General features: G+C 45.4%; 11 protein-coding genes, 1 tRNA gene and 1 pseudogene. 1 reads left to right on the top strand and 12 read right to left on the bottom strand.

Going from position 1 to position 14264, the window contains the following annotated elements; genetic code table 11:
- Positions 1 to 242: 242 nt before the first annotated feature.
- From H6F50_RS22665 to H6F50_RS22640, 7 genes and pseudogenes are all read right to left on the bottom strand, one after another.
- On the bottom strand, positions 243 to 1016 hold the full coding sequence (locus H6F50_RS22665; RefSeq protein WP_190430442.1) for an ABC transporter permease: 774 nt from the start codon (positions 1014 to 1016) through the stop codon (positions 243 to 245).
- Positions 1017 to 1307: 291 nt separating this feature from the next.
- Positions 1308 to 1379 (bottom strand) — tRNA-Val (locus H6F50_RS22660).
- Positions 1380 to 1674: 295 nt separating this feature from the next.
- On the bottom strand, positions 1675 to 3414 hold the full coding sequence (locus H6F50_RS22655; protein ID WP_190412065.1) for a DUF6798 domain-containing protein: 1740 nt from the start codon (positions 3412 to 3414) through the stop codon (positions 1675 to 1677).
- A 314-nt stretch (positions 3415 to 3728) separates the two neighbouring features.
- Positions 3729 to 3902: pseudogene (locus tag H6F50_RS27770) on the bottom strand (DUF4351 domain-containing protein).
- Positions 3903 to 3911: 9 nt separating this feature from the next.
- On the bottom strand, positions 3912 to 4067 hold the full coding sequence (locus tag H6F50_RS27340; RefSeq protein WP_242029173.1) for a hypothetical protein: 156 nt from the start codon (positions 4065 to 4067) through the stop codon (positions 3912 to 3914).
- Between the two features lie 36 nt (positions 4068 to 4103).
- Entirely contained in the window at positions 4104 to 6614 is a 2511-nt protein-coding gene (gene recG / locus H6F50_RS22645; protein ID WP_190430441.1) for an ATP-dependent DNA helicase RecG, read from the bottom strand.
- 99 nt (positions 6615 to 6713) lie between these two features.
- A complete protein-coding gene (locus H6F50_RS22640; protein WP_190430440.1) occupies positions 6714 to 7643 on the bottom strand; it encodes a hypothetical protein in 930 nt (309 codons plus the stop codon).
- On the opposite strand from H6F50_RS22640, the gene H6F50_RS27765 reads away from it, so the two are divergent.
- Positions 7643 to 7777 (top strand): hypothetical protein, encoded by a 135-nt coding sequence (locus tag H6F50_RS27765; RefSeq protein ID WP_277878866.1) that lies wholly within the window; start codon positions 7643 to 7645, stop codon positions 7775 to 7777. The genes H6F50_RS22640 and H6F50_RS27765 overlap by 1 nt on opposite strands.
- 288 nt (positions 7778 to 8065) lie before the next feature.
- On the opposite strand, the gene H6F50_RS22635 is transcribed toward H6F50_RS27765, so the two are convergent.
- From H6F50_RS22635 to rpsB, 5 genes are all read right to left on the bottom strand, one after another.
- The gene (locus H6F50_RS22635; protein ID WP_190430439.1) at positions 8066 to 9238 is read right to left on the bottom strand and encodes a hybrid sensor histidine kinase/response regulator; all 1173 of its coding nucleotides are present in this window, start codon (positions 9236 to 9238) and stop codon (positions 8066 to 8068) included.
- Positions 9239 to 9319: 81 nt separating this feature from the next.
- Complete coding sequence (locus H6F50_RS22630) at positions 9320 to 9766, bottom strand: response regulator (RefSeq protein ID WP_190412061.1); 447 nt, start codon at positions 9764 to 9766, stop codon at positions 9320 to 9322.
- Positions 9711 to 12017, bottom strand: a complete 2307-nt coding sequence (locus H6F50_RS22625; RefSeq protein ID WP_190430438.1) for an ATP-binding protein — start codon at positions 12015 to 12017, stop codon at positions 9711 to 9713. The genes H6F50_RS22630 and H6F50_RS22625 overlap by 56 nt, the downstream gene beginning before the upstream one ends.
- Before the next feature lie 501 nt (positions 12018 to 12518).
- Entirely contained in the window at positions 12519 to 13178 is a 660-nt protein-coding gene (gene tsf / locus H6F50_RS22620; protein ID WP_190412059.1) for a translation elongation factor Ts, read from the bottom strand.
- 42 nt (positions 13179 to 13220) lie between these two features.
- Positions 13221 to 14018 (bottom strand): 30S ribosomal protein S2, encoded by a 798-nt coding sequence (gene rpsB / locus H6F50_RS22615; protein WP_190412058.1) that lies wholly within the window; start codon positions 14016 to 14018, stop codon positions 13221 to 13223.
- Between the last annotated feature and the right edge of the window lie 246 nt (positions 14019 to 14264).

The following is a 14264-nucleotide window of genomic DNA, read 5'->3' as shown; positions in this document are numbered from 1 at the left end:
GGGGGAATATGCAGCGTTAATTCCTGTAAAACAGCTCGCGTTCCGTAAGATTTATTTAGCTTCTCAATTCGTAGCACAATATTCCCTAATTGATTACAAGCTGAACGATATTCTTTAAACACAGAAGTATGGCAAAAAATCGCCAACTACGCTGAGAATAAAATTAAATTTTGCTGGCTTTTGCGTAAAGCTTAGCGTAACCCCACGTTAAAAACTATGTATACATCCCTATTTTTAAACAATCACAGTCTCCTTTCAAGACTCAACATCCGCTGGTAGGATAGCCATCCCCCTAAAACCATTAAAATTGCAAACACGCATAAAAACCAAAAGTGAGATGCAATTTCTCCCAGTCCACTGCCATCAGCAGATACGCCGATTAGGGCTTCATTCATGTGATAAATTGGATTGAACTTAGCAATTTTTAGCAGTGTCTTTGAAAACAGCGAAGTCGGTAAAAAGGCACCTCCTAAAATTAATAAAGGCACCCCAAATGCTGCCACCAAAGCATTGACATCCTCTGTGCGACGAGCAAACTGCGTACCGAGAATAAACCCAACACCAACATAGGAAATAATACTCAAAAAAATAATCAGGATTCCTAGCACAATAGAACCCTGAAACTGAGCATTCCAAAAGGCAGCAATCGTGTAAACTAAAATGGCTTGACCGACACCAATGCAGCTGTGAGCTAGGAAAATTCCTAAGAAATAAGACGTTCCGCTAAGCGGTGAGATGAAAAGACGTTTGAGGGTTTGCTGTTCTCGCTCTGCAACCACAGTTGCAACACTACCACCCAAGCAACTAAAAAATAGTGCAGCACCCACCAGTGTTGAGGGAGCAGCCTTTTCAAAAGCCTCAGCCATAGACAACTTGGCATTTTCTGCCAGAATAACCCCATTAATCAGCAAAACAGAGACTGGAAAAATACACCAAAAAATCAGGCTGCGTCGCCGTCGTAATAATTCAATCAAAATTCGCTGGCAAACTGCCAGCGTTTCACGCCCGTATTTCATGGTGAGAAGTTACCCCAATACCAGATAAGTCAATTATTAAGGTACGCTTTTTCGCAACCTATCTGTAGACGCACGGCTACTTAATATGTTCGGCTCGCTGCTACTAGGATATTAAAATACTCATGCTTTCCCAAGCCTCCGCCACGGTTTTTCAACCAGATATGCTAGACTTGCTGCAACTATTAAATCGATGATGAGTGCTGTAGCGGGAGGGGCTAGGTTGATTCGGTGAGCTTATGCCGATGCTACTTTAATAACTTTAGCTAGGGAAAAATCTGTACAGAATGTAAGTGGGCGATACTGGATTTGAACCAGTGACCCCTTCCGTGTGAAGGAAGTGCGCTACCACTGTGCTAATCGCCCTAGACTTTTAAGTGTATCACAGGCATTCACCAGCCAACAACCCTTTTAGAGAAAGGAAGTGCCGAGTAATCTACAAGTAACCAAAGTTTGCTCGAAGGGATTTACTTGGAATATAGGATTGCTGACTCCGTTGCAAATAGCGATCGCAATCTAACGATACCTTGCAACCAGATGCTAAAGCTGGGGGTCAAAGCTGCAATCCATTGTTGAGCCGGATGAGCGGTGACTCATCCAAGACTACATCAGATTTTGCATCATTACTCTGAAAAACCTGCCAATTGGATAGTAAGAGTTATTAGAGTTTTAGTACCTTGTAAGATTGATTTTGAAAAGCGACAGGAAACGCAGAAGGGTGAGCCGTTGGAACGATCCAATAGTTAATTATAAAGCGGGATTGAAGTCGTTTAATATCCTCGTCCCGAAGGTTTTTATACAGACTTTTAAGTTTCTTTACAGCCTTAGTAGACTCTTCCTTAGTAATATCAAAACCTAGCGCATTCAGGCGTTCTGCCCATGCTTGTACATACGGTCGATCCCAAAGTATTGCTGAACCATCTTTCCAAGTTACGAAAACCGGGCGCTTTGCCAGACTCCGAAACTCATCCCAACCTGGCAAGCGCGAATCAGAGATCAACTCTACTAGGAATTGTGCATCTATGGAAGTATTTGCACTTGTCCAGTTAATAACTTCTTCCATAGAGGATGAAGGTCGCCTGATCAAAGCTGCATCAAAACTTCCAGTCTGTGATATACGATATCGAAAGCTCTTAAATCCGACCAGAAAAACCATCAGTGTTAGCAACAAAGCCACACGGTTAGTACTCCCCTGACCAAGAATGTAGTACCACACGGGTCGGAAAGTAAGGGCGATTAAACAAACTGCAATAATGTATGTTCCAACCAATTGATGCCAAATCAGAATGCTGGAGGCGAAGACTATTGCGGCAAGAATCCACCTTGCTTTCCCTCTACTTACTTCCAGTTGAATAGCACATACTGAAACTAATGCTATTCCAGCAAAGCAATACCACAAGTCAGTAGCTCGTGTAGGGTGCATAACTATCATTGAAGGTGATTTAGCAATATAAGCAGCCACAAATGCATAAAGCACCCAAATAACGCTCATCCCAGCCCAAATTACACCATGTTTAAATAGCTTCTCTACCCTCTGCCGATTCTGATAAAGAATAGCGAACAGTAATATAATCAAAATTCCAAATTCAGCGAAGCTTTGGCTGCTCCAAGTAAGCGGATAAAGATGATCGGGAAAACGCAATCTACTAGCCGCCAACCACAGTTGTTTATCAACGGCTTCTCGACCAAAGGCAGCCGCAGTGAGATATATAGCTGGTGAAGCTAATAGTATAAATAAACCGAAGAATAACATCCATTTTTTCCAAGCTCTCCGGTAAGTAGCGTCTAGTAGAAACACTGCTCCCAAGTATGTTAGAGCGTAAACTCCATACATACTATTCAGGTTAAATCCGATGGCTAGCCAAATAGCACACGGCAGGGGTCGTTCTTTATAAAATGAAGCTATTGCTAATAATAAAAAAGGTATAGAAAAGCCTGTTTGCTCAAAGTAGACTGCAATTATGGTGCCAAAACCAATAATCGGACTGATTGCTAATGCGAACAGTGCCATTGCACCAACAACAGCCAGTTTAGATTTGGGTGCAAAAGCTTGAGCGAGTTGCCCTGCTGCGTAGATAACTAAAATTCTTTCAAATAAAAATAGTGTCAGCAGTAAGGGTTCTAGTGGGATAAAGCGATGAAGCAATGCTACTGCATACCAAAGTGTGGAAGAGTAGTAGGGTAGAGTGGCACCAAATGGATCGTTTGGGTAAAGAGAAGGATTGTTCAGGAAATGAACAAGGGGTATCTGGAGCGCTTGGTTTTGAATATAAACGCCATATCCAGTTTGAAGTAATGAACAGAAGAAGAATATTAATGTGTAGATAGGGATAGATAGTTCTGGATCAAATACCGATCCTCTTTTGTGAGTTGATGGGAGACTTGTGCTTGCACTGGACATATCTGGTCTTATAGGAATATTTGTTTGCCATTTATAATAACTCTTATTTCGTAAGTGTGGCGAAATAATTATATTTTTAAGAAAAGATTTATTAGGTAGCAAGCATTTAATTAAAAATATTAGCTTTATTTATTAAATTTGTTACAAAGTAACGAGTAAAGCCTGCTTTACATTTCTCCAATAAAATTTTAAATCTGATTAAGTCAAAATGTTACTTTCTATCAGTCACTGGTCACAATAATCTCACATCTAATTTTAATAAGGGCGAGCGCTTTATCTCGCAAATAAGAGCGATCGCGCGATAATTCTAGGCTTTAACCTTCTCCTCGGCTTTCTAACCAAGCAGCCAAATCTGCGACATCCGAAAAATCTAATAACGCCTCGGCTAAATCTTCTAGCTAATTGCGGGATAACTGGCGAATTCGCTCTTGCAACTCAGGCTCAACTGTACAGATTCGGCGATTGAGTCGGCGCATAATCACTGCCAACTCTCCTTCTTATCTTCCTCGTTCTATACCTTGCTGCATCCAACTGGTGACGATTTTCATCACTACCTCCTGTTGTGCTGGTTCCAATTTAGCTATTTCTGCTTGAAAAATTTCTTCTTCTACTGCATTTAGCTGGAGATAAGTGTCAACAAAACCAGAAACCATCGGTAAGCAGTTCTTTGAATAAACGATCGCGGTCAATCATGTTAAGATTGCCCCGCCCATTAAGCGCTGGTAACGATAGTCTAATTCAGCTTTTAATAAGGGCGATCGCTCTAAGTTGGCATCTTGTGCCATCACTCTCTCGGCAGCATCCCGCGCGATATTTAAAACTTCCTGATCTTCCACCAAACTCGCCAAGGCAAAATCTGGCACCCCAGACTGGCGAGTTCCCAGCACTTGACCGGGACCGCGCAGCCGCATATCCATCTCGGCAATAAAAAAGCCGTCTTGGGATTGTTCTAATACATTGAGCCGGTAACGAGCATCTGCGGTTTTGGTGCTGCTCATCAGCAGGCAGAAAGATTGGGCAGCACCGCGACCGACGCGCCCCCGCAACTGGTGCAACTGCGATAAGCCAAAGCGTTCGGCATTCTCAATCATCATCACCGTTGCATTCGGCACATCCACGCCCACTTCTATCACGGTTGTGGAGACAATGATTTGAGTCTGATTATCGCGGAATCGGGTAATTGCCTCATCTTTTTCCGCTGAAGTCATGCGCCCGTGCAGCAATCCGACTTGGAACTGAGGGAAAATACTTTCTGAGAGGCGCTGATGCTCCTCAACTGCCGAACGCACATCTAACTTTTCCGATTCTTCAATCAGGGGCAGGACGATATATGCTTGACGCCCTTGAGCAACTTCGCGGCAGATCAGATCGTAGGCATTGGTGCGTTCTTTGCCCGTGAGTACGGTCGTATGAATTGCTTGCCGACCCGGTGGCATCTCATCAATCTGGCTCACATCCAAATCCCCATGAACTGTCAGCGCCAAGGTGCGAGGAATTGGCGTGGCGGTCATGGTTAATACATGGGGTTGTTCGCCTTTTTGCTGCAACAACGCCCGTTGTTCGACTCCAAAGCGGTGCTGTTCGTCAATCACCACTAACCCCAGCTTATGAAAATTGACTTTCTCTTGAATCAGGGCATGAGTCCCTACTAATAGAGGCAGTTCTCCGGTTTCTAGATGGGCATGAATTTGGCGGCGTTTGGCAGTTTTGGTAGAACCCGTGAGCAATTCTACGGGCAAGTACAGAAGATTGAACCAACTGACTAACTTGCGATAGTGCTGTTCTGCCAAAACTTCAGTGGGAGCCATTAGCGCCGCTTGGTAGCCGGATTGAATCGCGGCGAGGATAGCAATGACTGCCACGACCGTTTTACCAGAACCGACATCACCTTGCACCAACCGATTCATCGGGGTGGATGATTGCAAATCGTTGAGGATGTCGTTGAGTACCCGCTGTTGGGCACCCGTTAATCGAAAGGGCAAAACTTGGTGGAATTGTTCAATTAGCTTCCCTCTGGGAGCCAAGATAGCGCTGGACTGCTTTTGGCGTTGGGCTTGGCGACGGAGGAGGAAACCCAACTGAAGGTAGAAAAACTCATCGAAGACTAAACGGCGACGGGCGGCTTCCTTGGCGGCGCTGTCGGCGGGAAAATGGATGTTGGCGATCGCATCCGGCAACTTCATCAATCCATACCCATCGCGTAAAACAGTGGGTAAAGGATCTTTCAGATGGGCGGCGGCCGGGAGAGCAGCAATGACCGCCTGTCTCACCATATCTGCCGCCACGCCCTCTGTTAAGGGATACACTGGCACGACTCGACCAATGGTGTGGGAGTCAATCGGGTCTCCAGGGTTTGCCAAAACTTCCAGTTGTGGATCGTCCAAAGTCAGACCATATTGACTTTTTTTCACCAAGCCAGAAGCCGCCACGACTGCGCCTTGGGGATATCGATTTTTTATCCCTTCTTGCCAGCCGCGATTGCTGTAGCGAGAACCGGCAAAAAAGCGGCTGAGGCTGATTTGACCCGTGCGATCTTTCAGCACCACCTGCATTATGGTTAATTTCTTGTTTTTTGGGCTACTAAAGCAGGTACAGCGCTTCACCGTTCCTATCAGTGTCACCGTTTCGCCGGATTCCAGCTCGGAGATATTCACCTGACGCGCATAGTCAATGTGGTCGCGGGGGTAATAAAAGAGGATATCCCGCACCGTATGCAGATCCAGCTTGGCTAAATACCCGCCTTTTCTAACTCCCACATCTGGCAAACTGGTCAGCGGTTGGTCAAGAGAAATCGCTGCGTTGGACTGGACGAGGGGCGTGGTGCGCGGGGCTTGAGTATCGGGGGATGGGGGCGATTTAATTGTCTCTACTTGCTGCTGATTATCTTCATTTCGCTGATGCGATCGCGATCGCGCTTGCCTCTCCATGACTTGTTGCATCTGATGGAGAAATCGGCGCGTTTCCAAGACCAAGTGTTGTCGCTGGGAGAGGGTGAGGTTCGGGTAACGGGCAAACTGAGACGCCATCTCTTGCCACCGATGTCGCTCTATCAGCGGCAAAAAAGATGGGGTTTTTCCGAACTCCAGACTTAAGAATTCACTGAAACGATATTGTTTCCCCATTAAGTCTGTAAAGCCCCGCTCTGCCTCGACTGAAAGGGCTTTCTGCAATCGCAGCCAATCCGGTGATTCTATTTGCATCTTCTCTCCCCTTTTTTGTTAATTGCTAGTAGCGAATGGCTGATTACCCGCCAATAGCCGTCCTCACCCGGATATTGTCAATCCTTACGACGATTCCCATTATTCTTCAAACCAACAGGCACGCCAAGCCGCTTCTGCCGCAGCCACAGTGCGCTCTCGTTGCTTCTTCTGAAATTCTCGGCGCAGGGTGCTAAGCCGTGCGCTGAGGGTCCGAATCTGGTTGCGTCCTGCCATTACCGTTGAATCAGCAAATTCAATCTCAGATAACCGCAGATGGATGGCGATAATCGGTATTAAAGGAGAGTTTTGTAAAGTCGGGAGATTTGACGTTTCTACCGGCTCATTTTCTATTTGAACCACAAATTTTAAAAGATTGGGGCGTCCCACCACAGGCTCACCAGATGGCTCCGCTCTAACAGCAGCTTCCAGAACAGCTTCCGGAAAGTTTTTCGGTAATATCCCCACTTCCTGTAGTAGACGATTGCTTTGGCAAGAAAGAGCGAGCAAGGTTTCGCTCATGGCGTTTTCCACCGCTTCCTGCCATCGAGCCAAATCCTCTGGGTTGTTTGTCGGGACGTTAGAAAAGGTAAAGCGACTGGTTGAGCGATCGCGATCGCTATTGGGGTTTAGGGTGTCGAGAGTGTCTTGTGGTGCTAGCATCTCGATGGCTAAGTCATCAGTCGGGGTGGGGAAATCCTCTTCTTGAGAGGGTTCTTGGGATAGTTCCCCGCGCGATGTTTCAGCGGGACGGCTTCTTTCAAGGTTTCGCAGTTGGGGTTGAGCAAGCCTTGCCTGTTGCTGAAGGTTCTGTTGCAATTGTTGTCGTTCTCTAAGAGACAGGCTGAGAAACGCTTCCGGATAGACTTGGGTGCAAAGATAATAACTCGCCACGATCAACTGCTGCCGCATGGCTTGTCCTAAGGCAGTCAGATAATCATTGTAGGTATCGTGGAATTCTATAGCGATCGCTTTGATTGCTTCTTCCAGCGCTGCCATATCCCGCTCAATTTCCTCTACTCTTCTCGCCATTGCTGCTTACATCTGTCAATCGGGACGGTACGGGCGTACAGATGTACTTCCCTACTTTAGAATACCGATTCCTCGTCATTCGGTCATTCGGTTATTCGTCTATCGGTCAGAAGCAACAGACGAATCCCTATTGACTAACGACTCATAATAACGCGATGTAGAACTAACTTTGAGATCGACCCTAAACCACTTCCCTGGTATCAAAGAGCCTCTAATCGCCCCTCTCCTTGCCGCCGATACCCTACTCCCCTATAACCTTTGAAATGCCTACCTAAAGAGCTTTAAAGCGATCGCCTTTGTGATAATTTATTCGTGAAACGGTATCCGATAGATAGGCAGTAGTGTCAGGGCGTGGCAAAAAAGCTACCGATTCTCCATTTCCCTCCCTGTCGGTTCGCTGAAATTCACCGATTTAGCCGCCTCTATTCTGATAACGCTGCTTCTCCAATCAACGGCAGCGTCACCGTAAAACTCGTGCCGACTCCGACTTCACTCATCATTGAAATCTCGCCCCCATGTGCCTCCACACACTTTTTGACCATCGCTAATCCCAACCCAGTGCCAGGAATTGTGCCGACGTTTCTAGCACGATTGAAAGGATGAAACAGCCGAGGTTGATCTTCTTTGGGAATGCCAATTCCTTGATCTTGAATCTGAAAGATGACTGTTTTCTCGTGGCTTCTTAGTTCAAAACGCACTGTGCCACCTTCCGGTGAATACTTAATCGCGTTAGCGAGTAAATTGTCTAAAATATGCCGCAGTAGGGTTTCATCCCATAACGCCTCTCCCAAGTCCTCTTGACAGGTGAAAATAAGTTGATATTTTTCAACTGTAAAGAGTTGCAACTCTTCGACCAATTTGTGACAAAATAATTTCAAATCAAGGGGAATCAGTTGGCACTGAAGTTGCCCTGAATCAGCTTTTCCGATGAATGTAATTTCATCTAATAGCTGAGCCAAATTTTTAATCGCTGAACGAATCAGTTTGAGATGAGTATTTTTTTTCTCATCGCTCAGTTTTTGGTCGTAGTCTTGGAGCAATCCAGCAGAAAGGAGAATCCTATTCAGAGGATTGCGGAAATCGTGAGAAAGCATGGAAACAAATTCAGATTTAGACTGATTGATTTCTTGGGCTTTCACTAGCTCAGCCGTTCGTTCCTGAACTCGGATTTCTAACGCCTCATTGACTGTTCGTAATGTTTCCGAAACCTGCTTTCGCTCAATTGCATAGCACAAAGAGCGCACTAGCACCTCTACATTAACTTGGCGCTTAACCAGATAATCTTGTGCCCCCTGTCGGACTGCTTCTATCGCTAATTCATCGTCATTCGTATTTGTCAGCACAACAATCGGTAAGCCAGAAGCGTGGCTGTTTAGGGGAGCTAGAGAACACAAACCTTGACTGTCAGGTAGGGTCAGATCCAACAAAATTACATCAAAGCAATCTTCATTGAGTCGATTGATCGCTTCCCTCAATCGTTTGACATGAACCAGACTAAACTGTTTGAACTTGGCTTGTTTAAGAAGCTCTTGCATGAATCTGGCTTCTGCCAAGTTGTCCTCAATCAACAAGATTTTTATTGAGCTTCCAGGCATAATTTTCTGGGATCTCCCCTCCCCTCCTGTTCCCGCTCGGCAACTGCTTGCATTTTAACAAGATACGAAAATTTCTTGTCATCATTCCGATGGCAGGGTAACAGTTTCCAGCCAAAACTCTTCAATTCCTTTAACAATTTTAAAGAGCTGGCTGAGGTTGCGGGATTTGGTGATGTAGCAATTTACGTGCAAGTCATAGCTGTGGAAAATATCATCTTCATTTTTGGAAGTTGTCAGTACTACTACTGGGATGCGTTTCAGCTTGGGGTCGGCTTTAATTTCCGCCAAGACTTCTCGACCATCCTTCTTCGGCAAGTTCAAATCCAGCAGAATCAGGTCAGGGCGAGGTGCATCAGCATACTCGCCCTCTTGGCGCAAGAAAGCCATCGCATCCACACCATCTCTGACTGTCACGACTTGGTGTGGAAGCGAGCTATTTTTTAAGGCTTCTTGGATTAAGCGGATATCGGCTTTATTGTCCTCGACTAAAAAGATTGTTTTGTGGTTTTCTTCCGTTTCTACGCTCACGATCGCGTCCCCCTACTGGAATCGTAAAGTAGAATGTTGCACCCTGACCTAATTGGGACTCGACCCAGATGCGCCCTCGGTGACACTCAACAATCTTTTTGCAAATTGCTAAACCCATTCCTGTACCTTGATACTCATCCCGCGTATGCAGACGCTGAAAGATAACAAAAATGCGATCGCTAAACTGCGGATCGATGCCAATCCCGTTATCCCGTACTGAGAATAGCCACGCATCCTCTAGTCGAGAAGCTCCTACATGGATTTCTGGCGGTTGCTCGCTGCGGAACTTGATAGCATTGCCAATCAGGTTCTGGAACAGTTGCATCAACTGGGTGCTATCTGCCATAACCGTCGGCAAGGGATCGTGAGCGATCGCAGCTCCCGTTTCCGAGATGCGTCCTCGCAAATTAGCCAAGGCGCGGTCTAAAGCCGTGTCCACCCCTGTCATTTCAAACTCGATAGCCTGCATATCCACCTTAGAGTATGCCAGCACGTCATCAATTAGCGTCTGCATTAAGCTGACTCCCTCAACAGTGAAGCCAATGAATTCCTTCGCGTCTTCGTCGAGTTGCTCTAGATAGCGCATCTCCAAAAGTTGTACGTAGTTCGCTACCTGATTGAGTGGCTCTTGCAAGTCATGGGAGGCGACGTAAGCAAACTTTTTCAGCTCAGCATTGGAACGTTCTAAATCTTGAGCTAATTGGGCAAGTTCATCAGCTTGGCGCAGCACAATGTTAATAATTGCCTTTCTGAGTTCAAGTGCAGCTTTAATTTCTACCTGTTTCCAGGGTAAAGACGTTAAGCGAACCGTTTCTTTCCACAGATCAAATGATTTGCGAGGACACAGACGAATATTTCCCTCTGACTGGTTTACTTCAAACGCCTTATTTGGGTCGCCACCCCAATTCACGGTTTGAATTACTTCCGGTCGAAACCACAAAACATAGTTATTCTTAGAAATCGGAATCGCTAATAAGCCACTGGCAACGTTTTTGAAACTTTCTGCATCTGGATAAATCTGAGGTAAGGAATCGCTATAGAAGACTTCTTCCTCGACGTTATTCTTTAGCCATTGGACTAAAAAGTTGAGTTCTTCTTCTGTGGGAGTCTCACCAACCATCGTGCAATCCCCGCCAAAGCACACGGCAGCACCTTTAGCGTTAGCAAGCTCCAGCAGATTCGGTTGGTGTTTAACTAAACCATCAATAAAGTTTTCTTCTTGAGACATATATTCAACCAAGGCTGATTGGATATATGCCAGCTTCATGCGATAGCCGTAATCTTCAGTTTCTTCTCTGGTTGAGATTTCTGAAAAGATGACGCGCCCCAAGAATTCGCAAGCTTTTCGCAGCTCATAAGAAACATACTTGGGGGACTGATGATGGCAAGCAATCAGTCCCCAAAGTTTTTGCTCTTTCATCAAAGAAATTGTCAGAGAAGCACCCACACCCATATTGTGCAAGTACTGGATATGACAAGGAGACGCGCTTCTGAGAATAGAGTTCGTTAAATCAAGCGGACGCTGATTAACTGGATTAAGAATCGGAAAAAGTTCAGCAGATTGAGAAGTGGCATCCGGGATTAACCTGATCCAATTCGAGGTAAATAACTTTCTAGCTGGTTTAGGAATATCTGATTCTGGGAAGTGGAGACCTAAGTAAGGCTCCATACTTTCTAGTTTTTCTTCAGCGAGGACAGATCCATGCCCATCGTCATCAAACTTATATAGCATCACCCTGTCAAATCCGGTGACTTTTCGCACCTCTTTCACAATGATTTGACAAAAGTCACCCAGAGTTGATGTTTTTTCTAACTGGTTGATAGAGGCTCTGGCTAGATGATAAAAGCTTAAGAAGGGGATGTTTTCTTGGGAAATCGCAGGTTCTAATTCCAAAATTAAAAATCCATCTGCATTCCGGTGGAAAATGCCATCAAAGACTAAATACTCATCGCCTTTTCTTCTAGCCCAAATCTTGATAGGGTTGATAAAATCAAGATTTTCTTCTAATAGTCCTGCTTTAATTCTGTCTACTTGGAACGGGTCGAGAACTTCTTCTAATTTCTTTTGCAGCATATTTTCGGGGGAGATTCCGAAAACTGTGGATATATTGCTGCTAACTTGTAATATTGTTAACTCAGGTTCTGCGAGAACGAAAATTATTCCGTGAGGCTGAACTTTACTAGCATTATGAATGGGTGCTTCTTTCAAGCTAGTTATATTAATCCCTGGCACTTGTAAATTGATTTCCATTACGATCCTTCCTTTTTTCTGGAACTATCAGAAGTAGATTATCTATAGGATTGAATACCCTAAAAGGATTTCCCGCACCAGCTAAATGTCCCTTTCGTAGCGCTGTATTACTGGCAAATAGTCAGCTCGATCCTGAACTCCAAGATACAATTCTTGTCTATTTAGGGGCTAAAAAATTTCGTTACTTTTCTAGTGAGTTTGCACTCCTCAACGGTGTTTCGCAGTGTCCCCTTAATCTGCTCGCGCTCAAAAGTCTAGCACAAGGATCGAGGCAACACTCCTAAGGAGGATGTTAAGAATTCCACCAAAACAAAAAGTTTTTCTGCTTTTAGTGTTTCTGTCTTTATAAAGAGTTTCCAAGGTGTTAATTTGTTGAGATATATAGAATGGGGATATTGTGCCTACAAGCGCTGAAAATCTTTTTAAAATAAAGATAAAACAAGACAGGTCTCCATCATGGAGACCTGTCTCTTCTAACGATTCAGCCTGAAAACTTGCTGATTAATTGCCGCCCATTTGAGCTGCAACTTCCTCAGCAAAATTGCTTTCTTTCTTTTCCAATCCTTCACCGAGAATAAATCGGACGAAGCGACGGACTTGGATGTTTTCACCTAGCGTCGCAATATTTTGCTTGATCAACTCTTCCACCGTGATACTTTGGTCACGAATGTAGGGCTGATCGACCAAGCTCAACTCTTGCAGGCGTTTGTCAATTCGACCCTGAACAATCTTTTCTTTGATGTTCTGCGGCTTGTTGCCTAGGTCATCCCGGCCCATTTCGATTTCTTTTTCCTTCTCAACGATTTGAGCGGGAATGTCGCCAACCTTCACGTATTCAACGTTGGGGCAAGCTGCAATCTGCATAGCTATGTTCCGCACCAGAGTTTGGAAGGCTTCGTTGCGGGCGACAAAGTCTGTCTCGCAGTTCACTTCCACCAGGACGCCGACTCGACCTCCGGTATGGATGTAGCTGCCGACCAGTCCTTCTGAGGCTTGGCGATCGCCTTTTTTCCCAGCGCTAACCATTCCCTTTTGACGCAGCCATTCAATGGCTTTGTCCATATCGCCATCGGTTTCTTTTAGCGCTTTTTTGCAGTCCATCATGCCGACACCAGTTTTTTGGCGCAGCTCGTTCACGAGTTTTGCAGATATTTCCGCCATTTCCTCAGTTCCTAACTAAGAATTGATGTTTCTAACGCTGAATTATCCCTCGGTTTCTTCTTCCTCTTCATCAGGAACCGAGTCGATTTCCTCGTATTCGATATCGTCTTCAGCGCCTTCGTAATCTTCGTAATCCTCTTCTGCTTCTGCGTCTAGCTGACCGTGACGACCTTCATAGATAGCGTCTGCCAACTTACCCACTATTAGCTTAATGGAGCGGATGGCATCGTCATTGGCTGGAACGGGAATATCCACTACATCCGGGTCGCAGTTTGTATCCAGCAGCGCGACGATAGGAATCCCCAGTTTTTGGCATTCTTGAACTGCATTATATTCCCGGCGCTGATCCACGATCACCACAATGTCGGGAACTTTCCGCATTTGCTTAATACCGCCGAGGTATTTCTGCAATTTGGTCATTTCCCGGCGCAGCATCGAAGCTTCTTTCTTGGGCAGTAAGTCGAGGACTCCGGTTTCTTCCCGGCGTTCCAAATCTTTTAGGCGCTCTACCCGTGTTTTAATTGTCGTCCAGTTGGTGAGCATTCCCCCCAACCAACGTTGGTTGATGTAGTAAGAACCACAACGAGCGGCTTCTTGAGCCACAATTCCTGCGGCTTGACGCTTAGTACCGATGAAGAGAACCTTCTTGCCCTGTTCTGCGGCGGTTCGCATATAGGTGTAGGCATCTTCCATCAGCTGGGCAGTCTGAACCAAGTCGATGATGTGGACGCCATTGCGGGACGTATAGATGTATGGAGCCATTTTTGGGTTCCACCGGCGGGTCTGGTGCCCAAAGTGAACACCCGACTCCATCATCTGAGCCAAAGAAACAACTGACATATTTATTTTCCTTTCGGGTTAATCCTCCATCCAGGCGTATTTCCAGCGGAAACACCCGAAACCCTGAATGTGCGGAATGTACGAATTTAGACAACTCTTCCAGTTTATCAGAGTTATAAGGGCTTTGATGGGAAAATTTGCAGGAAAAACATTGAAAAATAGGCTAGCACAGTTGCAGTAGCCGATTTCTAGACAATTGGCAAGGAAAATATTAAAAGATTAGCGATCGCGCAAAATAAATCGCTC

This window comes from Coleofasciculus sp. FACHB-712, from assembly GCF_014695635.1.
Lineage (GTDB): Bacteria > Cyanobacteriota > Cyanobacteriia > Cyanobacteriales > FACHB-T130 > FACHB-T130.
Note: the sequence above shows the minus strand (reverse complement) of the source record. Positions and strands in the feature narration are given on the sequence as shown.

What these genes read in the sequence shown, in the direction of transcription:
- recG (WP_190430441.1), bottom strand. Translation starts at nt 6,614, where the DNA reads ATGCAAATAGAATCACCGGATTGGCTGCGATTGCAGAAAGCCCTTTCA.
- tsf (WP_190412059.1), bottom strand. Translation starts at nt 13,178, where the DNA reads ATGGCGGAAATATCTGCAAAACTCGTGAACGAGCTGCGCCAAAAAACT.
- H6F50_RS22635 (WP_190430439.1), bottom strand. Translation starts at nt 9,238, where the DNA reads ATGCCTGGAAGCTCAATAAAAATCTTGTTGATTGAGGACAACTTGGCA.
- H6F50_RS22665 (WP_190430442.1), bottom strand. Translation starts at nt 1,016, where the DNA reads ATGAAATACGGGCGTGAAACGCTGGCAGTTTGCCAGCGAATTTTGATT.
- rpsB (WP_190412058.1), bottom strand. Translation starts at nt 14,018, where the DNA reads ATGTCAGTTGTTTCTTTGGCTCAGATGATGGAGTCGGGTGTTCACTTT.
- H6F50_RS27340 (WP_242029173.1), bottom strand. Translation starts at nt 4,067, where the DNA reads ATGGTTTCTGGTTTTGTTGACACTTATCTCCAGCTAAATGCAGTAGAA.
- H6F50_RS22625 (WP_190430438.1), bottom strand. Translation starts at nt 12,017, where the DNA reads ATGGAAATCAATTTACAAGTGCCAGGGATTAATATAACTAGCTTGAAA.
- H6F50_RS22655 (WP_190412065.1), bottom strand. Translation starts at nt 3,414, where the DNA reads ATGTCCAGTGCAAGCACAAGTCTCCCATCAACTCACAAAAGAGGATCG.
- H6F50_RS22640 (WP_190430440.1), bottom strand. Translation starts at nt 7,643, where the DNA reads ATGGCGAGAAGAGTAGAGGAAATTGAGCGGGATATGGCAGCGCTGGAA.